This is a genomic window from Kribbella sp. NPDC023972, assembly GCF_040639075.1.
Classification (GTDB): domain Bacteria; phylum Actinomycetota; class Actinomycetes; order Propionibacteriales; family Kribbellaceae; genus Kribbella.
Window position 1 is genome coordinate 499,454 of record NZ_JBEZZH010000004.1, and the last position, 26,270, is coordinate 525,723.

Below are 26,270 nucleotides of genomic sequence, written 5' to 3' on the forward strand. Positions count from 1 at the left end.
GTGGTTGTCAGGTTCAGACGGTGACAGGCTCGGTGGCCGCCGCGGCGGCCGCGGTGGCTTCGTGCTCGAGGGTGGCCAGGAAGCGCTCGGCGTCCAGGGCGGCCGCACAGCCGGTGCCGGCGGCGGTGATCGCCTGCCGGTAGGTGTGGTCCACCAGGTCGCCGGCGGCGAAGACGCCGGGCAGGTTGGTCTCGGTGCCGCCTTCGCGGACCAGCACGTAACCCTCCTCGTCCAGGCGCACCTGGCCCTTCACCAGCTCCGACCGCGGGTCGTGCCCGATCGCGATGAACAGGCCGGTCACCGGCAGCTCCCGGGTCTCACCGGTCACGGTGTCCCGCAGGGTGATGCCGGTCAGCTTGTCCTCGCCGTGGATCTCGGCGACCTCGGAGTTCCAGGCGAACTCGATCTTGTCGTTCGCGAACGCCCGGTCGGCCATGATCTTGGACGCGCGCAGCTCGTCGCGGCGGTGCACCAGGGTGACCTTCTTCGCGAACCGGGTCAGGAAGGTGGCCTCCTCGACGGCCGAGTCACCGCCGCCGATCACCGCGATCTCCTGGTCGCGGAAGAAGAAGCCGTCACAGGTCGCACACCAGGACACGCCGTGGCCGGACATCCGGTCCTCGTCCGGCAGACCGAGTTTGCGGTAGCCGGAGCCCATCGCCAGGATCACGGCCTTGGCCCGGTGCTGGGTGCCGGCCGAGTCGGTGACCGACTTGATCTCGCCGGTCAGGTCCATCGCGACGATGTCGTCCGGCACCAGTTCGGCGCCGAAGCGCTCGGCCTGGGTGCGCATCTCGTCCATCAGCGCCGGGCCCATGATGCCCTGGGCGAAACCTGGGAAGTTCTCCACCTCGGTGGTGGTCATCAGCGCACCACCGGCCGTGACGGAGCCCTCGAACACCAGCGGCTCGAGCCGGGCGCGCGCGGCGTACACGGCGGCGGTGTAACCGGCCGGACCGGAGCCGACGATGATGACGTTGCGGACTGCGGGGTCGCTCATGCAGGCGTTCCTCGTGTCGTCGAGACTTGGTGACGTCGTACTCAACGGATCCTAGAGGCCGACCATTCCCCCTGACCGGGGCGGTGGGGTGGGAATGTATCAACACCGTACCCATCGCCGGGCCGCAGCACGCCGGCGGCGTCTCAGCGATTGCGCAGTGTCACCGTCGTGTCGTAGAACGGGCTAGCGACACCACCCGGTTCGCTACATCCGGTGACCGCGAAGATCTGAATGTCCCGCGGTGAGCCGCCCTGCAGACCGATCAGGATCGCCCGCTTGCCGTCGACCTTCGCCGGCTGGACCAGCTGGACGTTCGGGTTCGGCCGGCCGGACGCGAAGGTGCGGGCGCAGGCGTTCTCCTCCGCCGTGCCGTTCAGCAACGGCCCATTGGACTTCTCCAGCCACTGCTGCGCCTCCGGGCCGACATCCCTGGTGGTCATCACCGGTACGCCGGTCGGCAGCACGGTGGTCGGGTTCGCATTGGCGGTGGCGTCGCCGCCCTGGTCCTTCGTGGCGAGCACCACACCGACTCCGATCGCCCCGACGACCACGACCGCGGCGGCCGCGGTCAGCAGCTTCGGAATGTGCCGGTGCGGCTCCTCGCGGAGCTGGACCAGCGAGTGCACGCCCACGGTGGACGCCCGCAGGACGGACTCCGACACGATCACCTGGTCCAGGTGCTCGGCGATGTCGGCCGGCATCGGAATGTCCTTCCGGCCCTCCTCGGCGAGGTCCTCGGACAGCTGGGTCAGCGCGTCGAACGTCTGCTGACACTCCGGGCAGGCCTTCACGTGTTCACGAGCTCGGTGCGCCTCGGGGGCGGGCAGCAGGTTCTCGATCAGGTCGGCGATCGTGTCCGTGTCCAGGTGCTCGAGGTGCTCACTGGTCGGCAGACCGGAATCGGTCATCGGAAACTCGCCCCCTCGCGGGAGATGCCCAGAATCGTGCACAGAATCGGGCGCAGAGTGATCATCGGAGTACTCCGGGTCGAGGCATGAAGGTCAGGTCGCAGTTCAGCGACTCCGCTTCGACGGAGTACCCAGTCATTCGGTTCCCACCGTTTCCGCGGCGGTTTTCTCCGGTACGTCGGACCGCCCGGCGCCGGCGCGGGTCGTCTGCCAGTGCCGGAGCAGTGGCAGCAGCCGGGCCCGGCCGCGGGCGCAGCGGGACTTCACCGTACCCGGTGCGCAGCCCAGGATGGCCGCTGCTTCCTCGATCGAGTAGCCCTCCATGTCGACCAGGACGAGGGCGCTGCGCTGGTCCTCGTTGATCTGCTTGAGCGCGTTCAGCACGTCCAGCCGGCGCTCGCGGATCTCGGCCGGGTCGTCCTCGGCCGGTCCGGCCAGCTCGGCGGCGCGGTCCTCGTCCTCAGGCAGCGGGTCGGCGGCCCGGACCTGGCGGCGACGGATCCGGTCCAGGCAGGCGTTCACCACGATCCGGTGCAGCCAGGTGGTCACCTTGGCGTCACCGCGGAACGAGTCGGCCCGGCGGAACGCCGAGATGAACGCCTCCTGCAGCGCGTCGGCGGCCTCCTCCGGCTCGCCCAGGGTCCGGATCGCGACCGCCCACATCCGGTCCCGGTGCCGCCGGACCAGGTACCCGAACGTGTCCGGGTTGCCGGCCACGTGCAGCCGGAGCAGCTCGTGGTCGTCCATCTGGTCGTAGCTCACCGGCCCAGCATGCCCTTCCTGCTGGGCGACAGGCTCCGCCGCGCCGATCCGGGTGACACCCGACCGGGGCGGTGGAGTGGGCCCGGACTCCAGATCAGAGGTCATTTCTGGATTGTGACCTCCGAGATCTCGCCCCGGTACCCACTGCCTTCCTTAGGAAGCTTGGTCAGCCAGACCAGGACGTACTGCGTCTGGGTCGGCTTCGACGGCGTCAACACCGTCGTACCCTCGGGCTGGTCCTCCTGCGTCGCGACAGCGACCCAGCCGCTCGCGGTCGACGGCGACTTGGTCGTGTCACCCTTCGGCACCATCAACTGCAGGTCGGTGCCGTCACCCCTGAGCGCGACCGACACCTTGGACACGTTCGTCGGCGCGCCCAGGTTGTAGATGATGCCGACACCTTCCTTGAGGCCGCCGAGGTTGGGCTTGTTCCGGTACGTCATGGTGGTCCAGGTCGTGCTGGCCTTGTCGTCGTACGTGTTACCAACCTTGTCCGGGCGCTCCTTGCCGTCGCCATCCGGGTCGAAGTCCTGGGCGCTGACGATCTTGGCCGGTCCGCCGGTGGCCGACGGCGTCGTACTGGTCTGTGGTGCGGTCTTGTCGCCGCTGCCGGCGTCGTCGGTGCCCGAGTCGCTGTTCAAGCCGCCCTTGAGCAGGAACTGGGCCATCGCGATCACCGACAGCAGGGCCAGGACGGCGAGCAGGATCAGGATCCGGCCGCCCCACGAGCCCTTCGGCTTCGGCTCGTCGACTCGCCGGCGGCCGTTGCCGTTCGACGGTGGCGGCGGCTGCCGACGGATCGGGCGGGTCTCGGCCGGGGTCGAGTACGCCGACTGCTGCTGCCCGTTGGACTGGTACGGAGGGGTCGGGTCCAGCGCGGGAGGCGTCGGCGGGACGACCTGGGTGGCGTCGTCGATGCTGCCGTGGGCGATCGCGACGGTCTCGTCCATCTGGCTCGGCGGCTCGTGGGAGCTGCCGACGACGCCGGACAGAGCGGCGGACAGCCCGGCCGCGCTCGTGATCGGCGGCGCGTGGTGCCGGGGCGGGTCACTGAGCAGCCGGTCGCTGATGTCGTCGAGTGAGCGCGGCACGCCGGCACGCACCTGACGCGGGCTCAGGAGCCGGCCGTGCTCCACCGGAGCGGGCTGCAGGCCCCAGGCGGGGGCAGGGCCGGGCCAGCGCCCGGTCAGCGAGGCATAGAGCAGCTCACCGAGCGCGCGGACGTCCTGCTCGGGCGAACCCGGTCCGGTGGAGCGCAGCGCCGCCTCGGTGGCGAGACCAACGACCTTGATCGCGCCCGCGTCCGTGACCACGACGGTGGCCGGGCTGATGGAGCCGTGGGCGTGACCTGTGCGGTGCAGGTGCTCCAGCGCTTCGGACACCTCGCGGGCCAGCCAGCCGGCCTGCTGCCCGGTGAGCGGCCCGCTGCTGAGCATCCGCTCGAGCGGGCGGCCGCCGGCCCACTCGCGCACGCAGTAGGTGACACCGTCGTGCATGTCGCAGTCGAGCACCCGCAGGAAGCGGGGGTCGGCCGCCGCCGCGGCGCGCCGGGCGGCGTCGAAGAGCAGGTTGGTTCGTGGGTCGCCGACCGGCAGGACATCCACGACGACGGCCCGGCTGAGCACCTCGTCCACTGCTCGCCACACCCGCGCACCGTCGATCTCCGCGAGTAGCTCGGCGATCCGGTAGCGGCCGGCAAGCAGGGCACCAGGACTGACAGTCTGGTTCGACACGGTGTCTCTTGCCCTCCTCGATGCACTGGTCGGCCTGCGTCTGGCGCCCCGGACCCGGTCGGCGGGGATCCGGTCGCGATCAGCTGGCGGCCCGATCGCAGCCCCCATGCTAGTGCCCCCGTCAGCTACTGAGGCGCGCACGAGTGCACAAGCCGAACGAATCAGCGGCGGCCGGGGAGTTTGGATGTGACCATCGACACCACGTCATTCACTTCGTGGATCCGCAGGACCCGCGCGATTCCGGCGTACACCGGCAGCATCACGACGGCGGCGACCGCGAGCTGGAGGACTGCGCCGAGCGGTCCGGACCAGTCGACGGCGGCGGTCAGTAGCCAGAGCGCAGCGCGACCAACACCGACGGCGATCACCGCGGCGATCACCATCGCCAGCAGCGGCAGTCCGATTCCGGCACCGTGCACCCGCGGGACCTTGCGCCGCAGCACCGGACGGGACAGCAGTACGGCGACCACGTAAGCCAGCGAGTACGCCGCTCCCAGCACGACACCGCTGAACCGGAGGTGCTCCTCGTCCAGCAGGACCCGGACCCCCACCACGGCCGCGGCGATGTTCGTCGCCGCGATCACGCACTGCAGGAAGAACGGCGTACGCGTGTCCTCGAACGCGTAGAACGTGCGCAGCTGGAAGTACTGCACGGTGAACGGCACGATGCCCAGCGCCAGCGTCATCAGCGTGTACGACATCAGTGTCAGGTTGTTCTTACCGGAGCCGTAGCCGGCGATCACCGTGACGATCGGATAAGCGAACGCGATCATCGCGGCCGCCGCCGGTACGACGATCGCCAGCGTCTGCCGGATCGACCGGGCCGAGAGCCGGGCCACCTCGGTCACGTCACCGTCGGCCGCGAGCGCCGACATCTGCGGCAGCGCGGCCGTGGCCAGTGACACGGTGACGATGCCGTGCGGCACCAGGATGATCAGCATCGCCGTGCTGTACGCGAACAGACCGGCCTTCGCGCCCGGGTCGTCCGAGGCGCTACCGGCGATGGCGAGCTGCGTGACGACCACCAGGGTCACCTGGTTGACCGCGACGAACAGCACGGTCCAGATGCCCAGCCTCGCGGTGTGACCGAGCCCGGTGCCACGCAGCCCGAACTTGGGCCGGTAGGTGTGACCGCTCGCCTTCAGGTAGGGCAGCAGCACCAGCAGTTGTACGGCGATGCCGACCGTGTGCCCGAGGCCGAGCAGCAACTCCTCGCCGTGGCTGTAGGTGGACGGGGTGTCGCCGGTGCGGTAGATCAGCAGGAACACCACGATCGACGCGCAGGCGACGATGTTGTTCGCGATCGGCGCCCACATCATCGGACCGAACCGGCGCCGCGCGTTCAGCACCTGTCCGACCAGCACGAACGCGCCGTAGAAGAAGATCTGCGGCAGGCAGAGCCGGACGAACATCACCATCGACTCCCGCTCGGCCGCCCGCGACGGCTCGTGCAGCTCCGCCGGCAGGTAGAGCTCGGCGATGAACGGTGCGAGCAGGACGCAGGCGACCGTGACCACGGCGAGCACGATGAAGCCGAAGGTGAGCACCCGGTTGGTGAAGTCCTGGCCGCCGTCGTCGTGGTTCTTGATGGCCCGGACCAGCTGTGGCACCAGCACGGTGTTGAACACACCGCCGGCCAGCAGGATGTAGAGGCTGTTCGGGATGGTGTTCGCGGCGGTGAAGATGTCGTTGCGGAGCGCGGAGCCGATGGCGGCCGCGAGCAGGGCGATCCGGACGAATCCGAGCAGGCGGGACAGCACCGTTCCGGCTGCCATCACCGCCGCGGATCGCAGGGTGCGGTCAGCCATCCTTCGAACCGACTCCTTCTTTCAGGGTCTCCGGGGCACCGGACGGGGCTTCCGGTACGTCGTTCGCCCGCGGCTCGGGCAGGTCGCCGGGCTCGTCCGCGCCGGCGGCCAGCGGCGCCGGGTGCAGCGGATCGTTGGTGGGACCGGCCGGGGCCGGGTTGCGCCGCTCGGTCCGGATCCGCCGGTAGATGCGGACGAACGACGTACCGAACAGCAGCGCGATGGCGGCGCCGACCAGGATCCAGCCGACACTGCCGTACTGCGCGGCCTCGATCAGCAGCTCCTGGGAGTTGGCGACCGGACGCTGGGAGGCGGTGATCACCTGGGCGTTGGCCTTGATCAGGCCGTTCTGCTCCGCACTCGCCTGGATCCGGAACGTCGCCTTCTGCTTCGGTGGCAGGATCAGCGTCTGCAGCGGCGCGATCCGCAGGTCGGTCCGGTTCGCCGGGGTGACCACGAGGCCGACGCGGACCGACTGGTTCAGCTCGTTCGTGACCGTCAGCGGGAAGGTGCCCTGGCTGCCGGCCAGGTTGACCTTGATCTCGCGACGCAGGCCCTGGTCGACGCTCGAGTTGACCAGGTGCACCTTCTGCAGCTGCTGGTTCACCGAGCCGGTCTCGATCGCGGCGAAGCTCTTCGCCTCGTCGGGGAAGCCGCGCCAGCCGTTGGAGGTCGACCGCAGCAGCGCACGCTTGATGTTCTCGTCCAGGTTCTCCTTCACGGTCAGCAGGTCGCGGAACGTCACGGTGGCGTCGTGGAGCTGCTTGACGGCGTCGACCTGGCTGCTGCTGAGCGCCGGGTTCGACCGGGGTGCGTTCGGCGCCTTGGTGGTCGGCGGCTTCGGGGTCGCGGCGACGATCTGGCTGACATCCGTCGGTGCGATCCACGGCAGCGCCAGATCAGCGGCGAGCGCGGAGGTGGCCAGGCCGTCGGCGTCCCAGGTGCGCGGCGGCAGCGCCACGACGGACACCGGAGTGGTGCCGCCGGTGGCCATCAACGCGGTCTCGGCCGCGAACCGCTGCCGGACCTGGAGCGGGCTCGCGGCGGTGTCCGGATCCGGGCCGCCGGCGGTCAGGGCCGAGTTCGCGATGACGGTGCGAACCTCTTTCTTCGGGCCCTCGGGCGTGCGCACCATGTAGACCGGCGACGGATTCAGGCTCGGCCGTTCGGCCGAAACCCACGCAGCGCTGTTGACCAGGTTCAGGTCGGTCGCCCGCGAACCACGGAAACCGGTCGAGGCCGCGGCGAGGTAGCGGCCGCGAGCCGAACCGTTCTCCAGCCACAACCCGTTGGTGAAGGCGGGGGGCACGGTGGATCCAGGCGCCAGGTTGTACTCCTCGCTGGCGGCCCGGGCGTCGCCGACGAGGAGACTCAGCGGGTCCTTGGCCCCCGGGTCACTGGCGTCGATCAGGCTTGCCACGTCCGGGTCGCCGTACGGGAGCAGGACGACCTGGTTGCCGCGGGCGCGGCTGGCCTCGAACTCCTTCAGCCAGGCGGCAACCACCTGCTGGCCGGTGCCCGGCGTGGTCTGGTTGTTGCTGCCGGCGACGACGTACGGGTCCTCGATCCGGCGGGCCTCGTCGAGCATCGCGGGGTCGACCAGCCAGGTGACCTTGCGGTTCTTCCCGGCCGCGAGCAGCCGGCCGAGCTGTCCGTTCGGCGCCATCGACTGCGCCAGCGAGTCGTTCGCGAACTTCCCTCCACCCAGTTGGGTCGGCCGGTGACGCAACGGGATCACCAGGGCGGTGTTGACCCTGCGAGTCAGCGGCTGGTCACCGACCACCGGCATCAGCGTCCGCGCCCGGCCGGCGGTGATCCTGGGCTTGTCTTCGGGCTGCCCGCGGAACACCACACCGACGACGTACACACCGGTCTGCCGGCTGATCTGCCACTCGTTCCACGGCACGGTGAGGCTGAACTGGACGGACTGCTTGGGTGCCAGCGGTTCCTGGAACTGCTGGAACACGCCCGACTCGGCCGTGGTCAGGCGCTCGCAGCTGTTCCGGTCGTTCATCGCCAGGTCCTGCTCGGTGGAGATCGCGGCGATGCCGGCGTTGGTGGCCAGGCGTTCGCGGTCGATACACGCGAGCGCCTGAGGCGCCTGGAACGTCTCCGAGCTGGCGTTGGTGATCCGGCCGGTGATCCGCACCTGCTGACCCGGCGCTGGGGCGACCGGGGCGAACGAGTCGATCGTGACGTCGACGACGGGATCCTCCACCGGCGCCGCGGACGTCGGCGGTACACCGAGAACCGCTGCCGACGCAGCGATCAGCAGGCCCGCAACCGCCGCAGCGGAGAGCCTCAGTCGCCGTCTCAACACGCCGTCACCGTAACCTAGTTTCCCGTGTCACCTTTCGCCGACCAGTCAGCCTCCGCCGGATCGTTGTCCGCCGTCCAGCAGCGGGCGGTCCAGTCGCTGCTGCTGATCGCGCCAGTGGTCGACGAGCTCGGGGCCCGCTTCGCCAAGGCCGGGCACGAGATCGCCCTGGTGGGCGGTCCCGTCCGGGACATTCTCCTCGGCCGGGGGAGCAAGGACCTGGACTTCGCCACCTCCGCACACCCCGAGGTGATCGAGCGGTTGTTGTCCGGCTGGGCGGACCACATCTGGGACATCGGCAAGGCCTTCGGCACGATCGGTTGTCGCAAGGGTGAGTGGGTGCTGGAGATCACGACGTACAGGTCGGAGTCCTACGATCCCACCTCGCGCAAGCCGGAGGTGGCGTACGGCGACAGTCTCGAGGGCGACCTGGCCCGGCGCGACTTCGCCATGAACGCGATGGCGGTGCGGCTGCCGGGGCACACGTTCGTCGACCCGTACGGCGGGCTCGAGGACGTGGCCCGCCAGACGATCCGTACCCCGGGCACCCCGGAGGACTCGTTCTCCGACGACCCGCTGCGGATGATGCGGGCGGCCCGGTTCGCCGCGCAGCTCGGGTTCACCCCGGATCCGGCGGTGGTCGCCGCGATGACCGCGATGGCCGAGCGGATCACGATCGTGTCGGCCGAGCGGGTCCGCGACGAACTGGTCAAGCTGGTCTGCTCCGACCACCCGCGGATCGGGCTCGACCTGCTGGTATCCACCGGGCTGGCCAAGCACGTGCTGCCGGAGCTGCCGGCGCTGCAGCTCGCGGAGGACGAGCACCACCGGCACAAGGATGTGTACCAGCACTCGCTCACCGTCCTCGACCAGGCCATCGAACTCGAATCCCGCCTGTCAGTTCCGACGCCGGATTTCGTCGTTCGGTTCGCCGCGTTGATCCACGACATCGGGAAACCGAAGACACGCCGCTTCGAGGGCGCCCGGAAGGTGACGTTCCACCACCACGACGTGGTCGGGGCCAAGCTGGCCCGGAAGCGGATGAAGGCACTCCGGTTCAGCAACGAGCAGATCGACCAGGTCGGCAAGCTGGTCGAGCTCCACCTGCGCTTCCACGGCTACGGCACCGGCGAGTGGACCGATTCCGCCGTCCGACGTTATGTCCGCGACGCCGGCGACGAGCTCGAGCGGCTGCATGTCCTCACCCGGGCTGATTGCACCACGCGCAACAAGCGCAAGGCCGACGCGCTCCGGGCGGCGTACGACGACCTCGAAGCCCGGATCGAGCGGTTGAAGGAGCAGGAGGAACTCGACGCCCTCCGCCCCGACCTCGACGGCAATCAGATCATGGAGATCCTCGGCATCCCGCCGGGCCGCGAGGTCGGGCAGGCGTACAAGTTCCTGATGGAGCTCCGGCTGGACCAGGGCCCGCTCGGCGAGGAGGCCGCTCGGGAGGAACTCCTCCGCTGGTGGTCCGAGCGGACCTAGATCGGTTGAGGCGGAATCGACCTGTGCGCCTTGGCGATCACTTCGGCTGAAGCTGCGGGGCGGATGCCACGGTCCCGGTCTGGCCTGCTCTACTCTCGCGCTGTGGACGTCTTGAGCATCATCGGGTGGGGCGGTTCCGCACTGGTCGTGCTGTCACTCCTGCAGACCCGCATCCTGCGCCTGCGCTTGCTGAACCTGGTCGGTTGCGTGATCCTGATCGGCTTCAACGCCGCGATCGCGGTCTGGCCGATGGTGGGGATGAACGCCGTACTGGCTGTCATCAACGTGGTTCACCTCTGGCGGCTGCTCCGGCACCGGCACGACCAGGCGGAGTACGAGGTCCTCGAGGTCAACGGCGACGACGCGTACCTCGGCCACGTGCTCGCGCAGCACCGGAAGGACATCAGCCGCTTCAACCCCGGCTTCACCGCGAACGACAGTCCGTACGCCTTCCTGGTCCAGCACGGCGACCGCACCGTCGGCGTCGTCCTGGCCCACGACGCCGGCGACGGCCGCGCCCAGATCGACCTCGACTACGTCGTCCCGAAGTACCGCGACTTCACCCCCGGCGAGTTCGTCTACCGCCGCAGCGACGTCTTCACCGGCCACGGCTTCCGCCAGGTCCTCGCCCCACCCCGCATGCGCGACTCCAACCCCTACCTCACCAAACTCGGCTTCCACCCCGACGGCCCCCACCTGGTCCTGGACCTCGCGAACGCCTAGAGGTTCTTCGCGTAGCAGAGGGAGGCGGTCTCGTTTTCGAAGGGTGGGTACGGCGGGATCGGGGTGTATCCGTGATTGGTGTAGAGGGCTATGGCGGCTTGTTGGTGGGTGCCGGTTTCCAGGCGGAGGCGGATGAGGCCGGTGGCTCGGGCCTGGGACTCGACTGCGTTGAGGAGGACGCGGGACAGACCCCAGCCGCGGGCGGACGGGTCGACGTACATGCGCTTGATCTCGCCGACCCCGGGGGCGACGGGTTGCAGGCCGACGCAGCCGACCGGGACGCCGTCGAGCAGGAGCAGCGTGAAGGAGATGTCCGGGTGCAACGCGACCAGCGGCTGGTCCTCGCCGTACATCGCGGCCAGCTCGGCCTGCTGGGCAGTCGTCAACGCCACCAGGGCGGGGTCGGTACCGGGAACCGGGCGCAGTTCCATTCCTTCGATCAGCTCCACCGTCATGCGGCCCGACGGTAGCAATCAGCCATGACGCTCCTGTTTCGTCTTTCTCTCCGGTCCACCGGACAGCCGTGAGGCGACCGGGGAGAGTTTTGCGCCCGATCCGGGGCAAAACCCTCCCCGATCCACCACCGGACCATTACCCCAACGCATCCGACAGACGGATTAGGGGTTGCCCGTTCAGAGGCTTAGTGGGCAACCCCCAACGTCAGGGGGCAACACCCAAACTGGTCAGAGCTTGCGGAGGGTTTCCAGGGCGGCGATGGCGTGGTCGACGAGTTCCTCGTCGGTGGTCGGGCGGTCCTCGGTGGGGAGGCCGGACCACTCGATGGCCAGGTCTTCCAGGTAGGCGAGCCAGGCGTGGACGACCATGCGCTCAGGCGAGGCCGGCTGGGTGGGGGCGTCGGCGGAGTCGATCAGGTTGAGGACTCGGGTGGTGAGGCCGGCGCGGGTTTCGGCGTACACCTTGACCACGAAATCGTCGCCGCCCGCGGCGCCGCGGACGAAGGAGATGTACGCGTCGCGCCGCCGGGTGATGAACGCGACGAACGCCAGCAGCATCTGACGTAGCTGCTCCGGTGGCGGCAGGGACGCGTCCGGCTTGGTGACCCGCAACAGCCGGCGACCGGCGGCCGAGATGACCGCGATGTAGTAGTCCCGTTTGCTCGGGAAGTAATGGAACAGCAGGCCGCGGGAGATCCCCGCCTGACCTGCGACCGCGTCGATCGACAGCTCGTGGATCGGCTGCGTGCGCAGCATCATCAGGCCGATCCGGACCAGTTGCTTACGGCGGTCTTCCGCAGTCCAGCGCTGACTCACGCTATTGAGCATTGCTTAGACGCTGCGCTACGGTCAAGGCAACCGAGGGGAGTCTGATGGAGTTCGAACATTCCATCCGAGCGAGCGAGCTGATCGCCCGGGTCGACGAGTTCATCAGGACGGAGATCGAGCCGGTCGAAGCGGGGCTGCACGCCGCTACCCGGACCGCTGCGGACCCGTGGCAGCCGCAGCCGGCGCTCAAGGACCTGCAGGCGAAAGCCCGCGAACAAGGACTCTGGAATCTTTTCCTCCCACTGGCCGAACCAGGTAACGAACAATACGGCCAAGGCCTCTCGAATGTGGACTACGCGCCGATCGCCGAACTCACCGGCCGTTCCTTCCTGGCGCCGTACGTCTTCAACTGCAACGCGCCCGACACCGGCAACATGGAGGTCCTGCTTCGCTACGGCACTCCCGAGCAGAAGAAGCAGTGGCTGGAACCGCTGCTCGACGGCGCGATCCGGTCCGCGTTCTGCATGACCGAGCCGGACGTCGCCTCCTCCGACGCGACCAACATGGCCGCGACCGCGCTCCTCGACGGTGACGAGGTCGTGATCAACGGCCGCAAGTGGTGGAGCACCGGGGTGGGTCACCCGGACTGCGAGCTACTCATCTTCATGGGCCGTACCGATCCCGACGCGGATCGGTACGAGCGCCACACGATGGTGCTCGTCCCCCGGGACACCCCTGGCGTAAAGGTCGAGCGCCTGCTCCCCGCCATGCATCAGTACGACGAGCCACACGGCCACGGCGAGGTGTCGTTCACCGACGTCCGGGTGCCGGCGAGCAACATCCTGGTCGGACTCGGTCGCGCCTTCGAGATCGCCCAGGGCCGGCTGGGTCCGGGACGGGTGCATCACTGCATGCGGCTGATCGGGCTGGCCGAGAAGGCGCTCGAGCTCGCCCTCCAGCGCGGCACCAGCCGGACCGCGTTCGGCAAGCCGCTGGTGAACCTCGGCGGCAACCGCGAGCGGATCGCGGACGCCCGGATCGCGATCAACCAGGCCCGGTTGCTGGTGCTGCAGACGGCGTACCTGCTCGATACGAAGGGGCTGGCCGGCGCGTTGAGCGAGGTGAGCCAGATCAAGGTCGCCGTACCGCGGATGGCGCAGGATGTGATCGACATGGCGATCCAGTTGCACGGCGGCGGTGGACTGTCCGACGACTTCCCGCTCGCGGCCGCGTGGACGAGTGCGCGGGCACTGCGGCTGGCCGACGGGCCCGACGAGGTGCACCGCAACGTCGTCGCCAAGCTCGAGCTGGCCCCGTACCTGGCCCAACATCAGGAGGCGCGGTGAGCCGTGTCCTCGTCACCGGCGGCGCCAGCGGTCTCGGTGCCGCGCTGGTCGCACAGTTCGTTGCTGAAGGCCACCAAGTACTCAGCACCGATGTGTACGACGACGGCCCGGACGACGGCGCGTCGTACCTGAGACTCGATGTGCGCAGCCCGGAGGACTGGGCGACCGCGGTCGAGTGGTGTGAGCAGAACTGGGGCGGTCTCGACCTCCTCGTGAACAACGCCGGCATCGCGACCGGCGGCCGGATCGATGTCGAGTCGCTGGACGAGTGGGACCGGGTCGTCGACATCAACCTGATGGGCGTGGTCCGCGGCTGCCGTGCGTTCACGCCGGTGTTCAAGCGGCAGCGATCCGGTCACATCGTCAACACCGCCTCCGCGGCCGGGCTGGTGCATCCGCCGATGATGAGCTCGTACAACACGGTCAAGGCCGGTGTCGTCGCCCTCTCGGAGACACTGTCGCACGAACTGCACCCGTACGACGTGACCGTCTCGGTGGCCTGCCCGTCGTTCTTCCGGACCAATCTGGCCGACTCGATCCAGGGCGCGGACACCGCGATGGGCGCGACCGCGCGGCAACTGATCGAGAAGTCGCCGCGCTCGGCCGAGGACGTCGCGGCCGGGGTGATCGCGGGGATCAGGAAGAAGCAGTTCCTGATCATCCCGGACCGGCCGGCCCTGATGGCCTGGCGGACCAAGCGGTTCGCCCGTCCGCTGTACGACCGCCAGATGCGCAAGATCGCCGCCCGGGCCCGTGACCGTGCCGAGTCCGGTAATGGGTGATGGCGCGCGACCGGTCCGCGACGAGGACGCCTTCGACGTGCCGGTGGTGGACAGTTGGCTGCGACAACGAACCGAGCTGCCGCCCGGGCTGCCGGAGGTCAAGCAGTTCTCCGGTGGCGCGTCCAACCTGACCTATCTGCTCCGGTACGACGGCAGGGAGCTGATCCTGCGCCGTCCGCCGGCCGGAACGAAGGCGAAGGGCGCCCACGACATGGGCCGCGAGTACCGGATCCAGGCGAGCCTGAGACCGGTGTTCCCGTACGTGCCGGAGATGGTTGCCCACTGCAATGACACCTCGGTCATCGGCTCCGAGTTCTACGTGATGGAGCGGATCGTGGGAACCATTCCCCGCCGGCAGGAACTCGGCGTGGACCTCACCCCGGAACAGACGCGGCAGCTGTGCTTCACCATGATCGACACCCTCGTCGACTTGCACCAGGTGGATTCCTCGAAGGCCGGACTCGACGACCTCGGTCGCGGCGCGGGCTACGTCGAGCGCCAGGTCAGCGGGTGGTCCGGACGCTACCGCAAGGCGAAGACCTGGAACGTCCCGAGCTACGAACACGTGATGGCCTGGCTCGCGGCCAACCAGCCCCAGGACGTCGGGACCTGCGTCATCCACAACGACTTCCGGCTCGACAACGTCGTCCTCGCGCCGGACGATCCGTTGACGGTGGTCGGCGTACTGGACTGGGAGCTGGCGACGATCGGTGATCCGTTGATGGATCTCGGCAGCGCGCTCGCGTACTGGGTCCAGGCCGACGACGACTGGGCGTTCCGCCGGTTCCGCCTGCAGCCGTCCGACGCACCCGGCATGCTGTCGCGGGACGAGATCGTCCAGTACTACGCCGAGCGGTCCGGACTCAAACCGGAGAACTGGGCGTTCTACGAGGTGTTCGGCCTGTTCCGGCTGGCCGTGATCGCGCAGCAGATCTACTACCGCTACCACCACAAACAGACCCGGAACCCGCGGTTCAAGAACCTCTGGCTGCCGGTCAACCTGCTCGAGCGGCGGTGCCGCCGGATCATGAGGGGCTGAATGCCGACCATCTACCTGATCCGGCACGCGCAGGCGTCGTTCGGCAAGAGTGACTACGACCGGCTGTCCCCGCAGGGTGAGCAGCAGGCGACGCTGCTGGGGAAGGCGCTGGTCGCGCGTGGGGTGTCACCGGATCTCGTCGTCTCTGGTTCGATGCGCAGACATGCGCAGACGGCGGCGCTGGCCGGATTCACTTCGGAGGTCGACAAGGGGTTCGACGAGTTCGACCACGACCAGGTGATCATCGCGCACAAACCGGCGTACCGGGTCCGCGCTGTGCTGCTCGCGGAGCTGGCCCGGACCGGGCATCCGCAGCGGGCGTTCCAGGAGATGTTCGCCGCGGCGACGGAGCGGTGGGTCCGGGGTGGGGACGGCTACTCCGAATCCTTCCAAGCGTTCTGCGACCGCTCAAACGACGCCGTACGCCGGGTTGCGGAACGGCTCGGCAAAGGCGAGACGGCGGTCGTGTTCACGTCGGGTGGTCCGATCGCGGCGGTGGTGAGCCGGCTGCTGTCCGGTGGCGACGGCCTGTGGTCTCGGCTGAATCCGGTCACCATCAACACCGCGATCACCAAGGTCGTGTCCGGCCGGAGCGGGTTGACCGTGGTCAGCTACAACGAGCATGGACACGTGGACGGCAGCGAATTGCTTTCCTACAGATAGGGACAGTGATGCGACGCAACATCCTGATCACCGGCGCGAAGAGGATGATCTGATGCGCTGGGGCCTGACCGTTCCACTGACCGGGGTACCGCTGCGGGACCACCGGCAGCTGATCGCCGAGCTGTCCGCACTCGGCTACACGGATCTGTGGTCGGCCGAGGTGGCCGGCGCGGATGCTTTTACTCCGTTGGTACTCGCGTCCGAGTGGGATGACCGGTTGAGGCTGGGGACGGCCGTCGTACCGGTGCACACGCGGGGCCCGGCCGCGCTGGCGATGAGTGCGGCGGCGCTGGCGGACCTCGCGCCGGGGCGGTTCGTGCTCGGGATCGGGGCGTCGTCGGAGACGATCGTGACCGGGTGGAACGGGATCGCGTACGATCCGCCGCTGGCCCGGACGCGCGACGTACTGCGGTTCCTGCGGCAGGCGTTCGCCGGGGAGAAGGTGGACGGGGTGTTCGACAGCTTCACGATCAGCCGGTTCCGGCTGGAGAAGGCGCCGGACGTACCGCCCTCGATCATGCTGGCCGCGTTGCGCCCGCAGATGCTGCGGCTGGCGGCCCGGGAAGCCGATGGCGCGATCACGAACTGGTTGTCGGCGGACGACGTACGACAGGTGCGCGGCGAGCTCGGGCCCGACAAGGAGCTGGCCGCCCGCATCTTCGTCTGTGTCACCGAGGACGCCGAGATGGCCCGCAACATCGGCCGCTTCCTGATCGCGACCTACCTCACCGTCCCCGGGTACGCCGCCTTCCACGACTGGCTAGGTCGCGGCGCCGCGATGAAGGAGATGCGCGAGGCCTGGGCCGCGGGCGACCGGAACGCCGCGATGGCCGCCGTGCCTGTCGAGGTCCTCGACGACCTCATCGTCCACGGCACCCCGTCGCAGTGCCGAGCCCACATCAACCGCTACGTCGCCAACGGCCTGGACACCCCGATCATCGCCACCCTCCCCACCGGCACCGACCTGCTGGAGACCGCTCGGTCGCTGGCGCCGCTCAGCGCGGGCTGACCTGGAAGACCCGGACGCAGAGGGGTTCGTCGCCGAGCTGGTGAATGACGAGGACACCTGAGACGGACGAGCCCTTGGTGGTGCCGGACAGCGGGACCACGAAAGTGAACTGCTGTCCGATAGGGGTGCCGGTGGTGAGTTTGGTGGGTGGCTCGAGGTAGGTCTGCATGAGCCTGGGGATCAGTTGCTTCGAGCTCTCGCAGGCCAGGGCGGCCGCGGCGGTGGGGTTGTTCGCGTTGAGCTGGACGACGAAGCGCCGGCCGAGGTCTGCCACGGTCACCGCTGGTTTCGCCGGCTTGGTGGTGGGTGGCTTGGTCGGCGTTGGCCGGATCTTGGTGGGTTGCGGTGCGGGCAGCGTCCGCGTCGGGGAACTCGCCGGTGGCGCGGCCGAGCTGACCGGGTCGGGAGATGAAGAGGTCTGCCGGTCGGAGACCAGGCGGTAGGCGACGACACCGCCGACGCCCAGCACCCCGATCAGGAGCACGAGCATCAGCACGATGATCAGCCCGGCCCGGTTCTTCCGCGGCGGCTGGCCGTAAGGAGGCGCGGCCGGACCGCCGGGGCTGTAGTTGCCAGGTTGATACCCCGGCGGCTGGTAGCTCACAGCGCCAGTGTGGGGCTTGATCAGCTCAGCCGGTGCTCTTCGAGCCAGGTCGTGGCGCGGCGTTTGGAGGCGCGGGAGAGCCAGGCGTCCTGGATGACCTCGGTCAGCTCCTGCTTGGTCAGGCCGCCGATCTCGCTGCCGCGGACCAGGACCGAAGGGTGGCCGTTGAAATGTGGGGTGGTGAAGAAGGGGTTCGACTCGTCCGAGACCAGGGCGAGCTTCTCCTCCTCGGACTCGACCCAGATGACGATCACGTCGTCGTACCGCTCACCGGTGACGGGGTCGAACGCGTCCGGCCGCGGGTTCCGGAAGAACACGAAGGATTTCCCGCCGACTTGGTACACCGGCCGCTTGCTGCCCTCTTTCTGCCAGACGGTGACGTGCGGCATCCCCAACGCCACCTCGTGCACGTCCGCGACCCGAGCCTTCGCCACGGTCCTGAGTTAACCAGCCGGGATCCATATCGTGAAGGTAGAGCCGGAGCCGAGGCGGCTGGTCACCGTGATCCGGCCGCCGTGGGCCTCGGCCAGATGCTTGGTGATCGCCAGGCCCAGTCCGCTGCCGCCCGTCGTACGACTGCGGGACTGTTCGGCGCGGTAGAAGCGGTCGAAGAGGTGCGGTAGGTGCTTGTCGGCGATCCCGCTGCCGTTGTCGGTGACCGTCAAGTTGTAGCCGTCGGCAACACGTCGTACGCCGACCACGACGGTCCCACCAGATGGAGTGAAGCGGATTGCGTTCGAGACCAGGTTGCCGAGAGCCTGACGGATCCGTGCGCTGTCGACGGAGGCGTGAGCCGTCCCTTGCACATCGGCCGTCAGCGACACCCCAGCTGTCTCGGCCGCGGGCCGATGCGCGGACACCACCTGCTGCACCAGCTCGGACAGATCCCGCGGAGCCTTGTGCAGCCGGAGCATGCCGGCATCCGCGAGCGCCAGGTCCTGCAGGTCGGCCACCAGGTGCTCGAGCAACCCGGTCTCCTCAAGCAGCGACGTGACCAGCTCCCGATCCAGCGGTACGACGCCGTCCTCCGACGCGACCAGATAGCCCTTGATGTTGGCCAGCGGAGTCCGCAGCTCATGCGCGACGTCACTCACCATCGCCTTCCGCTGGTGATCGTGCCGCTGGATCGACTCGGCCATCGCGTTGAACGCGTGCCCGAGCCGGGCCACCTCGTCCTTCCCGGACACCGGTACGCGGGCCGCGTGGTCGCCGTTCCGCATCCGCTGCGCCGCGCCGGTCAGCGCCACGATGGGCCGGACCAGCCGCCGGCCCGCGAACAGCATCACCAGCGCCGCGATCAGCAGCACCCCGAGCGCGGTGGCCGCGGTCCGCAGCATGCCCTCGCCCGAGAACACGTTGAACGTGCTCTTCGCCCCCAGGTAGAGCTTGGCCGACGGAGCGACGTACGGCGCCAGAGCCTGGGACCGGGCCTCCGACGTGCAGGTGAGGAACTGCCCGGTGAGTTCGGCCTTGTTCTTGGGTTCGACCGCCCGCAGCCCGTCGAACTCGGTGATCGTGTAGTCCTGTCCGGAGGCGGCGAGACAGTCGGTCGCGCGGCGGATCTCGTCATCGTTCACCAGTCTGGCCTTCGCGCTCGGAGCGTTGAGACCCGGTGGCATGCATGCGTCGTCGGTCGCTCCGGGCTTGGAGACCTGCATCAGGCTCGTGCCGTCCGCCGCCTGGCCGCTCTCCACCATCACCACCGGCAGGTCCCCGCCGCCCGCGCTGGACACGGTGGCCGCCTTCCCCTGCGCGCGATAGCACTCCGCAGCCTGCTCGGCGAGCCGATCGCGCTCGTGCTTCTCCTTGTCGGTGAGTCCCCAGCCGGGGTAGGCCGGATAGAGCCCGGGCATGGCCGCGGCGCTGACCACCTCGTTCGCCCTGCCCGCCAGGGCGGTCTTGCGGCCGGCCCACACACTCACCGCTCCGGAGAACTTTGCGATGCCCTGGGTGCGGGCGTCGACTGTTGCCGCCGGCACCGAAGGGAGCTCCGGACCGGCGCCGAGCATCCGGGCCGAGTCCGCGATCACGGTGCCGTCGGGATCGGTCAGGGCGATCCGCCGGCCGAGCTCGTCGGACAGGTCGTGGACGAGTTTGCCGACACCCGACCAGGTCGAGTGGTCGGCGGCGTACCGGGACAACTCCGCATAGATCCGGCCGTCCACCTGCAGCTGGCTGGTGTTCGCGTCGATCTCGCCCTGCAGTTGCTCCGACGTGCTGTACGTCGCGATCACCGCGGTCGCGATCACGGCACCGAGCGCCACCGCGAGGGACAACCCGAGGAACCTGACCAGCACGCTACGACGCATTGGATCCCACCTTGTCGGCCAGCTTGTAGCCCACGCCGTACACGGTCCTCAGGTACGCCGGGGTGCCCGGGGACGGCTCGATCTTCTTCCGGAGGTTCATCACGTGGACGTCGATGGTCCGGTCGAACACGTAGTGGTCGAAGCCGAACGCGTGCTCCAGCAGTTGCTGCCGGGAGAAGGCCCGCCCGGGTGAGGCCGCCAGGCAGGCGAGGATCTTGAACTCGGCCGGTGTCACCTCGACCAGGTGGCCGGCCAGCCGCACCTCGTGCCGGATCGGGTCGATCTCCAGCTCGCCGACCCGGTACACCTCGCCCTCGGACCGGCTGCGGGTACGCCGCAGCACGGTCCGGACCCGGGCGACCAGTTCGCGCGGGTTGTACGGCTTGGTCAGGTAGTCATCCGCGCCCAGGTCGAGGCCGAGCAGCAGGTCGTCCTCGGTGGAGCGGGCGGTCAGCATGATGATCGGCACCCCAGAGTTGTCCGAGCCGTCGGCCCGCAGGACGCGGCAGACGTCGAGTCCGTCGACCTTCGGCATCATCACGTCGAGCACCAGCAGGTCGGGGCTGCGCCGGCGGGCCTCGTCGATCGCGGCCCGGCCGTCGTGCACGACGACGGTCAGATGCCCCTCCCGCTCGAGATACCGCCGGATCAGCTCTGCCTGCTTCAAGTCGTCTTCCGCGACGAGAATCCGGGCTGGCATGTTCCTCAATGTGACCGACGTTGATGAGAATCCGATGAAGATCGGCTGAGAGCATCGGGTGCAAATGGCTCCTTCACAGGTTCTTCACGGCTGCGCAGGCACGCTCCACAGTCATGAGAACCTCACGAAAAGCACTCGCCTTGGTGGCGGTCATGGTGCTGGCCGGCTGTGGAAACTCCAATGACCCCGGTACGGCGACCGGTGATCAGGAAAGTGACAAGAGCCCGCTCGCGGAGTACATGGGTGAGGGTTTCGTCAGCTCGGCCGGTGGCGGGATGCGGATGGCGATCCGGGCCGGCCGCGGTGGCGAGGCGCCGTCCGAGGAGGAGCTGGCCAAGCAGCGCAAGGTCGAGGACGCCACCGCCGCGTGTATGAAGGCGGCAGGGTTCGAGTACGTGCCGGTCCCGCCGGAGTCTCAGCCGAGGAGCAAGTTCAACGATGCGTTCAACCTGCCGCCGGACAAGTTCGCCGAACAGTACGGCTACGGCATCAGCACCATCGACTGGTCCAAGGCCGGCGCCGACGACAGCAACCCGAACACCAAGATCCGCAACGCCCTGTCGCCGAACGCGCAGAAGGCGTACGACAAGGCCCTGAACGGGCCGAACGCGAACGGCCCCGGTGCGATCGCCATCGCTCCGAAGGAAGGCGAAGGTCCGAAGAACAGCGGCACGATGGACCTCGGCTGCCGGGGCAAGGCCGTCAAGGAGGTGTACGGCAAGGGCCAGGACCGCGAGGCCGAGTTCAAGAAGTACGACAGCCTGTTCAAGGACATCCAGGCCCTGGCGAAGCGGATCGAGGACGACCAGCGGGTGGTCGACGCGACCACCGCGTGGGCCGACTGCCTCGCCGAAGCCGGTCAGGCCGGCTACAAGAAGATCGACGAGCCGCGGACGAAGGTCAGCCAGAAGCTCGCCGAGCTGTCCGGCAACCAGCAGGGCGGCGCCAACCCGGGCAAGCCCGTCATCGGCGCGCCGTCCCTGGACAAGGTGGACGCGGCCAAGCTGGCTGAGCTGCGCAAGTTCGAGATCGACCTCGCGGTGGCCGACCAGAAGTGCCGGGCCAAGGTGTACGACGAGCCGTACAAGACCGTGCAGTACGAGCTGGAGTTGGAGTTCGTCGAGCAGCACAAGGCCGAGCTCGAGGCGTACCGCGACGGAATGGCGAACCGGTGACCGCTTCGCCCAAGTCCCGCCGCCGGGTGCTGGTGGGGGTGTCCGCGGTGGCGACGCTCTCGCTCGGGGTGGGCGTGGCCGCCGGCAGCCGGATCACCTCGCCCGAGGACGCGGCCGCCAAGACCGCCGCGCCGAAGGCGTCCCAGATCACCGTGCCGGTGGAGAAGAAGGCACTGTCCAGCAAGGTCGTCGGCCGGGGTGACGCGTCGTTCGACGGCGCGGTGAACATCCGGGTCGAGACCAGCGGACTGAACACACCGCCGATCGTGACCGGGAAGGTGCCCGCGGTCGGGTCGACCATCACCGAGGGCAAGGCGCTGCTGGAGATCACCGGGCGTCCGGTGATCGGGCTGGCCGGCGTACTCCCGATGTACCGGACGCTGTCGCCGGGCAGCAAAGGACCGGATGTCCTGCAGCTCGAGCAGACGCTGGACCGGCTCGGGCTCGACCCGGGCGACGTCGACGAAGAGTACGACACCAACACCTCGGAAGCGGTCGAGCGGCTCTACGAGAAGGCCGGGTACGACGCTCCGGAGCCGCAGGAGCAGCTGAGTCAGGCCGTCGACGCGGCGGAGAAGAACGTCGACGCGATGAAGAACGCGCTCCGCCAGGCGAAGGCTGCGTTGAAGCAGGCGAAGGATGCCAAAGCGCCCGACACCTCCGTCCAGCAGGGCGGCGTCGATGACGCCGAGGAGAACCTGGCCGACGCGCAGGAGGCCCTGAACGAGGCCGAGTTCAAGGCCGGCACACCGCTGCCGGTGTCGGAGGTCGTCTACGTGAAGACGCTGCCGCGCCGGGTCGACGACGTGAAGGTCGAGCGCGGAGGCACCGTGAACGGCGTGGTCATGTCGGCCAGTGGCGCCTCCCTCGTCGTCACGGTGAAGGTCGACGCGCAGACCGCTGAACGTCTCAAGGCCGGGATGGCCGCGACGCTCGACCTCGGCGAAGGTACGGCGGTCGCCGGGAAGGTCCGCCGGGTCACCAAGAACGGTGACCAGTACGACGTCGTGGTCGCACCGAACACGCTGACGGCGAAGCAACTCGCGCTTTTCCGCGATGCGAACGTCCGGGTCACGATCCCGGTGAAGAGCACCGCCGGGAAGGTCCTCGCCGTACCGGTGGCCGCGCTGTCTTCCGGGCCGGATGGCGGATCGCGGATCGAGGTACTGCGCGATGGCAAGGTCGAGCTCATCCAGGTCACGGTCGGGCTGTCGGCCGACGGCTATGCCCAGGTCACACCCAGCGGCGGCGACGCCACGCTGACCGAGGGCGACCAGGTGGTGGTCGGACGGTGAAGGAGCGAAGCGAGTTCACAATCAAGCACAGCGCGCATCGTGCCTCGTCCGCGCCCGGAGCGAAGCGAGGACGCGGATGAGTCAGACTGCAGTGGCGCTGCCGGCGCCGGTGGTGGAGATGATCGGCGTACGGCGGTTCTTTCCAGGGCCGCCCGAGGTGCGGGCGATCCGGGAGGTCGACCTGACCATCGGGCAGGGGGAGTACCTCTCGATCGTCGGGCCGTCCGGATCGGGGAAGTCGACATTGCTGCATCTGCTCGGGCTGCTCGACAACCCGACCGGCGGTGTCTACCGGCTGGACGGTGTGGACACGATGAGCCTGCGCGAGCGGCGTCGGGCCGTACTGCGGGGTGAGCGGATCGGGTTCGTGTTCCAGTCGTTCCACCTGCTCGACCACCGGACCGTGCTGGAGAACGTCGCGCTGTCGATGGTGTACGTCGGGGTGCCCCGGCGGGAGCGGTTGGCCCGGGCGCGGGTGGCGCTGCAGCGGGTCGGGCTCGCGCACCGGATGGACTTCGCGCCGACCACGCTCTCCGGCGGTGAGCGGCAGCGGGTCGCGATCGCGCGGGCCCTGGTCGCGGAGCCGAGCCTGCTGCTCGCGGACGAACCGACGGGCAACCTGGACAGCGCCAACGCGGAGGCGATCCTCGAAGTGTTCGACGAGTTGCACCACGAGGGAATGACGCTGGCCGTCATCACCCACGACGACCACGTCAGCAGCCGGGCCCAACGCCAGGTCCGCATCGTCGACGGAACCCTCCAGTGGTAACCCCCAATGCAGGCCCCCCGGATCCCGCCGGCGGGCCGTCCACCTCGCGGCGCACCCGTCGGCGACTCAGATCCAGACCTGCAGTGCGGGACCTCCTGGACGAGGCGCTGGCGGGTGTAGCCGCCCGACCGACCCGGCTGATCCTGACGACCCTGGGGACAGTCCTGGGGATTGCGGCCCTCGTCGGAACAGTCGGGCTTGGGCAGACGGCGTCGGGCCAGATCACGCAGCGGTTCGATCTGGCGGCGGCGACGCGGGTTGTCGTGCAGCCTGAGGAGAAGGGTGGTCAGGAAGGCGAGGCGGCGACGCAGTTGCCGTGGGATGCGCCGGAGCGGATTGAGCGGCTCAACGGGGTCGAGGCCGCCGGGACGGTGAGCACGCTTGATGTCGGTGACGACCTGGTGCGGAGTGTGGCCGGGCTGGACGGGCAGAAGAACGGTCATGCTCTGCAGGTGATGGCCGGGTCGGCCGGGTTGTGGGAGGCCGTCCGGGCGGTGCTGTCGACCGGCCGGTTCTTCGACGCCGGGCACGACCAGCGCGGTGACAAGGTGGTGGTCCTCGGCAAGCATGCGGCCGAGCGGCTCGGCATCAACCGGGTCGACTCGCAACCCGCGGTGTTCATCGGCGACGAGCCGTACACGGTGATCGGCATCCTCGACTCCGTCAGCGGCCGGGCCGAGCTGAACGACGCCGTGATCATGCCGAACGGCGCGGCCAAGACGGCGTACGACCTGGAATCGCCGGACGCGGTCGAGATCCGGACCCAGGTCGGCGCGGCCCAGCTGATCGCCGGTCAGGCGCCGGTCGCGATTCAGCCGAACGACCCGAGCACGCTCAACGTCGACGCTCCGCCGAAGCAGGGCGCCGTACGCAAGGGTGTCGAGTCCGACCTGAACGCGTTGTTCCTGCTGCTCGGTGCGGTCGCACTCCTGGTCGGCGGCCTCGGCATCGCGAACGTCACGCTGCTGTCAGTCCTCGAACGCATCTCCGAGATCGGCCTGCGGCGAGCGTTGGGCGCGGCCAGACGCCATGTGGCCGTGCAGTTCCTGGTGGAGAGCGTGATCGTCGGCTTCCTCGGTGGATTACTCGGTACGGCGGTCGGCGTACTGCTCACCGTGGGAGTGTCGTGGGTCCGGGACTGGACCCCGATCCTGGACAACCGGCTCGCGTTCGGGTCACCCCTGCTGGGTGCGTTCATCGGCCTGGTCGCCGGTACGTACCCCGCGTGGAAGGCCTCCGCCATCCAGCCCATCACCGCGCTCCGCGGCACCTGACTCGTCCTTGCTCAGCCGTGCGTACACCACCGCGGTGGCGACGAAGCCGAGCACGATGAAGGCGAGCACCGGGTACGACTTCCCGTCGTCGGGCAGGATCGCCGCGCCGAGTGCGGCCGCGGAGACCTGCCCGACGTTGAAGATCATGTCGTAGAGCGAGAACACCCGGCCGCGGTAGACGTCGTCGACACCCGTCTGGACGAGGGTGTCGACGCTGATCTTCACACCCTGCGCGCAGAAACCGGTGAGGAAGCCGGCGGCGATCATCGCGGGCTGGGTGTAGAGACCGCCGGGCATCGCGGTCACCACCGCGGCGGCGAGGAACAGCAGGGTGATCCACTGCCGCAGCGTCATCACCCGAGTCGCCCACGGGCTGATCAGCGCGGCGAGGAACAGCCCGGCTCCGACCGCGCCGGTCGCGACGGCGAGTGCGCCGAACGCGTCGTCGAGCCGGTCGGGGCCGTAGAAGTGGTTGCGGTACAGCAGGATCATCGCGACCGTGAGGAGGCCGAAGAAGAACCGCAGCGAGCCGATCGCGGCGAGCCCGAGCGCGGGCTGCTTGCGCTGCCGCAGGTGCCGGCCACCGTCGACCAGGCCGGTCGCGATGCTCCGGAGCGCCTCGAGCACACCGGGCTCGTCACCGTTCAGATCCGGGCCGAGCTGGTTGCGCTCCAGTCTCAAGGCGAGAAGGGCGGCCGCTGTATAGACAAGAACAGTCAGCCCGAGTACGGCGAGGTCGGAGTCGACGACCAGCTTCACTCCGGCCCCGACACCGCCGCCGACGAGGAAGGACGCCGTCCCCGAGGTCGGGGTGACCGCGTTCGCCATCACCAGTTCGTCCCGCTCGACCACGTGCGGCAGGCCGGCCGACAGCCCGGACAGCAGGAACCGGTTGACCCCGAGTGTCAGCAGTACGGCGAGATAGAACGGAACCCCCGCGTTGCCGATCGCAACGATCGCGCCGACCCCGATGACGAGCCCGGCCCGGGTGAGGTTGGCCCCGAACAGGATCTGCCGCCGCGACCAGCGGTCCAGCAGTACGCCGGTGAACGGCCCGAGGATCGAGTACGGCAGCAACGCCACCGCGAACAGCCCGGCGATCGCGGCCGCGTCCGGCGCCCGCTCCGGCGAGAACAGCACGTACGACGCCAGCGCGACCTGGAACACCCCGTCGCCGAACTGCGACGTCAACCGCACCGCGAACAACCGCCGGAAATCGCCCCGCTTCAGCAGCGTCGCCAGATCCCGGATGAACCGCACGCTGGCAGCCTAACCGCCCACCCACGTGCCGCCCTCGATCGAGTGCGGGACCGGAAAGCTCCTGTGGTGCCGAAGTGGGACCG

At 69.0% G+C, this 26,270-nt stretch carries 24 protein-coding genes; 11 read left to right on the forward strand and 13 right to left on the reverse strand.

Going from position 1 to position 26,270, the window contains the following annotated elements:
• Nucleotides 1–13 precede the first annotated feature (13 nt).
• The 6 genes from trxB to AB0F43_RS19515 all read right to left on the reverse strand — a co-directional run bounded on the left by trxB (nt 14) and on the right by AB0F43_RS19515 (nt 8,531).
• Entirely contained in the window at nt 14–1,000 is a 987-nt protein-coding gene (gene trxB, locus AB0F43_RS19490) for a thioredoxin-disulfide reductase (RefSeq protein WP_360478206.1), read from the reverse strand.
• Between the two features lie 143 nt (nt 1,001–1,143).
• On the reverse strand, nt 1,144–1,908 hold the full coding sequence (locus AB0F43_RS19495) for a hypothetical protein (RefSeq protein ID WP_360478209.1): 765 nt from the start codon (nt 1,906–1,908) through the stop codon (nt 1,144–1,146).
• A gap of 135 nt (nt 1,909–2,043) precedes the next feature.
• A complete protein-coding gene (gene sigM, locus AB0F43_RS19500; protein WP_360478212.1) occupies nt 2,044–2,775 on the reverse strand; it encodes an RNA polymerase sigma factor SigM in 732 nt (243 codons plus the stop codon).
• On the reverse strand, nt 2,772–4,403 hold the full coding sequence (locus tag AB0F43_RS19505; protein ID WP_360478215.1) for a protein kinase family protein: 1,632 nt from the start codon (nt 4,401–4,403) through the stop codon (nt 2,772–2,774). Before AB0F43_RS19505 ends, sigM begins: the two co-directional genes overlap by 4 nt.
• A gap of 161 nt (nt 4,404–4,564) precedes the next feature.
• Nucleotides 4,565–6,211 (reverse strand): murein biosynthesis integral membrane protein MurJ, encoded by a 1,647-nt coding sequence (gene murJ, locus AB0F43_RS19510; protein ID WP_360478218.1) that lies wholly within the window; start codon nt 6,209–6,211, stop codon nt 4,565–4,567.
• Nucleotides 6,204–8,531: a hypothetical protein gene (locus AB0F43_RS19515; RefSeq protein ID WP_360478221.1), complete on the reverse strand. Its 2,328-nt coding sequence runs from the start codon at nt 8,529–8,531 to the stop codon at nt 6,204–6,206. Before AB0F43_RS19515 ends, murJ begins: the two co-directional genes overlap by 8 nt.
• A 63-nt stretch (nt 8,532–8,594) precedes the next feature.
• Between AB0F43_RS19515 and AB0F43_RS19520 the strand changes: the two genes are divergently transcribed.
• Both AB0F43_RS19520 and AB0F43_RS19525 read left to right on the forward strand, forming a co-directional pair.
• Nucleotides 8,595–10,016 carry a CCA tRNA nucleotidyltransferase gene (locus AB0F43_RS19520; RefSeq protein ID WP_360478813.1) on the forward strand — a complete coding sequence of 474 codons (1,422 nt, stop codon included), beginning with the start codon at nt 8,595–8,597 and terminating at the stop codon, nt 10,014–10,016.
• 102 nt (nt 10,017–10,118) lie between these two features.
• A complete protein-coding gene (locus AB0F43_RS19525; protein ID WP_360478224.1) occupies nt 10,119–10,739 on the forward strand; it encodes a hypothetical protein in 621 nt (206 codons plus the stop codon).
• On the opposite strand, the gene AB0F43_RS19530 is transcribed toward AB0F43_RS19525, so the two are convergent.
• Nucleotides 10,736–11,194 carry a GNAT family N-acetyltransferase gene (locus tag AB0F43_RS19530; RefSeq protein ID WP_360478227.1) on the reverse strand — a complete coding sequence of 153 codons (459 nt, stop codon included), beginning with the start codon at nt 11,192–11,194 and terminating at the stop codon, nt 10,736–10,738. The two genes, AB0F43_RS19525 and AB0F43_RS19530, sit on opposite strands and share 4 nt — an antisense overlap.
• Nucleotides 11,195–11,422: 228 nt before the next feature.
• Entirely contained in the window at nt 11,423–12,010 is a 588-nt protein-coding gene (locus AB0F43_RS19535) for a TetR/AcrR family transcriptional regulator (protein ID WP_360478230.1), read from the reverse strand.
• 56 nt (nt 12,011–12,066) lie between these two features.
• On the opposite strand from AB0F43_RS19535, the gene AB0F43_RS19540 reads away from it, so the two are divergent.
• Genes AB0F43_RS19540 through AB0F43_RS19560 form a run of 5 tightly spaced genes read left to right on the forward strand, consistent with a single transcriptional unit; the run spans nt 12,067 to nt 16,801 of the window.
• Nucleotides 12,067–13,308: an acyl-CoA dehydrogenase family protein gene (locus AB0F43_RS19540; RefSeq protein ID WP_360478233.1), complete on the forward strand. Its 1,242-nt coding sequence runs from the start codon at nt 12,067–12,069 to the stop codon at nt 13,306–13,308.
• A complete protein-coding gene (locus AB0F43_RS19545) occupies nt 13,305–14,090 on the forward strand; it encodes an SDR family NAD(P)-dependent oxidoreductase (RefSeq protein WP_360478236.1) in 786 nt (261 codons plus the stop codon). The genes AB0F43_RS19540 and AB0F43_RS19545 overlap by 4 nt, the downstream gene beginning before the upstream one ends.
• A complete protein-coding gene (locus tag AB0F43_RS19550; RefSeq protein ID WP_360478240.1) occupies nt 14,083–15,129 on the forward strand; it encodes a phosphotransferase family protein in 1,047 nt (348 codons plus the stop codon). The genes AB0F43_RS19545 and AB0F43_RS19550 overlap by 8 nt, the downstream gene beginning before the upstream one ends.
• On the forward strand, nt 15,130–15,792 hold the full coding sequence (locus tag AB0F43_RS19555) for a histidine phosphatase family protein (protein WP_360478243.1): 663 nt from the start codon (nt 15,130–15,132) through the stop codon (nt 15,790–15,792).
• A 52-nt stretch (nt 15,793–15,844) separates the two neighbouring features.
• Nucleotides 15,845–16,801: an LLM class F420-dependent oxidoreductase gene (locus tag AB0F43_RS19560; RefSeq protein ID WP_360478246.1), complete on the forward strand. Its 957-nt coding sequence runs from the start codon at nt 15,845–15,847 to the stop codon at nt 16,799–16,801.
• On the opposite strand, the gene AB0F43_RS19565 is transcribed toward AB0F43_RS19560, so the two are convergent.
• From AB0F43_RS19565 to AB0F43_RS19580, 4 genes are read right to left on the reverse strand one after another with little or no spacing between them, the layout of a single operon-like run.
• Nucleotides 16,788–17,405 carry a hypothetical protein gene (locus AB0F43_RS19565; protein ID WP_360478249.1) on the reverse strand — a complete coding sequence of 206 codons (618 nt, stop codon included), beginning with the start codon at nt 17,403–17,405 and terminating at the stop codon, nt 16,788–16,790. The genes AB0F43_RS19560 and AB0F43_RS19565 overlap by 14 nt on opposite strands.
• Nucleotides 17,406–17,425: 20 nt before the next feature.
• Nucleotides 17,426–17,839 (reverse strand): MmcQ/YjbR family DNA-binding protein, encoded by a 414-nt coding sequence (locus AB0F43_RS19570; protein WP_360478252.1) that lies wholly within the window; start codon nt 17,837–17,839, stop codon nt 17,426–17,428.
• Nucleotides 17,840–17,848: 9 nt separating this feature from the next.
• Nucleotides 17,849–19,714: a HAMP domain-containing sensor histidine kinase gene (locus tag AB0F43_RS19575; RefSeq protein ID WP_360478255.1), complete on the reverse strand. Its 1,866-nt coding sequence runs from the start codon at nt 19,712–19,714 to the stop codon at nt 17,849–17,851.
• Entirely contained in the window at nt 19,704–20,414 is a 711-nt protein-coding gene (locus tag AB0F43_RS19580; protein ID WP_360478258.1) for a response regulator transcription factor, read from the reverse strand. Before AB0F43_RS19580 ends, AB0F43_RS19575 begins: the two co-directional genes overlap by 11 nt.
• Before the next feature lie 113 nt (nt 20,415–20,527).
• Here AB0F43_RS19580 and AB0F43_RS19585 point away from each other — a divergent pair, with 113 nt between their 5' ends.
• From AB0F43_RS19585 to AB0F43_RS19600, 4 genes are all read left to right on the forward strand, one after another.
• On the forward strand, nt 20,528–21,589 hold the full coding sequence (locus AB0F43_RS19585) for a hypothetical protein (protein ID WP_360478261.1): 1,062 nt from the start codon (nt 20,528–20,530) through the stop codon (nt 21,587–21,589).
• Entirely contained in the window at nt 21,586–22,884 is a 1,299-nt protein-coding gene (locus AB0F43_RS19590) for a peptidoglycan-binding protein (RefSeq protein WP_360478263.1), read from the forward strand. Before AB0F43_RS19585 ends, AB0F43_RS19590 begins: the two co-directional genes overlap by 4 nt.
• Nucleotides 22,885–22,960: 76 nt before the next feature.
• Nucleotides 22,961–23,653 (forward strand): ABC transporter ATP-binding protein, encoded by a 693-nt coding sequence (locus tag AB0F43_RS19595; protein ID WP_360478266.1) that lies wholly within the window; start codon nt 22,961–22,963, stop codon nt 23,651–23,653.
• 83 nt (nt 23,654–23,736) lie between these two features.
• Nucleotides 23,737–24,927: an ABC transporter permease gene (locus AB0F43_RS19600; protein ID WP_360478269.1), complete on the forward strand. Its 1,191-nt coding sequence runs from the start codon at nt 23,737–23,739 to the stop codon at nt 24,925–24,927.
• On the opposite strand, the gene AB0F43_RS19605 is transcribed toward AB0F43_RS19600, so the two are convergent.
• Nucleotides 24,829–26,187: an MFS transporter gene (locus tag AB0F43_RS19605; RefSeq protein ID WP_360478272.1), complete on the reverse strand. Its 1,359-nt coding sequence runs from the start codon at nt 26,185–26,187 to the stop codon at nt 24,829–24,831. The genes AB0F43_RS19600 and AB0F43_RS19605 overlap by 99 nt on opposite strands.
• Nucleotides 26,188–26,270: the final 83 nt, after the last annotated feature.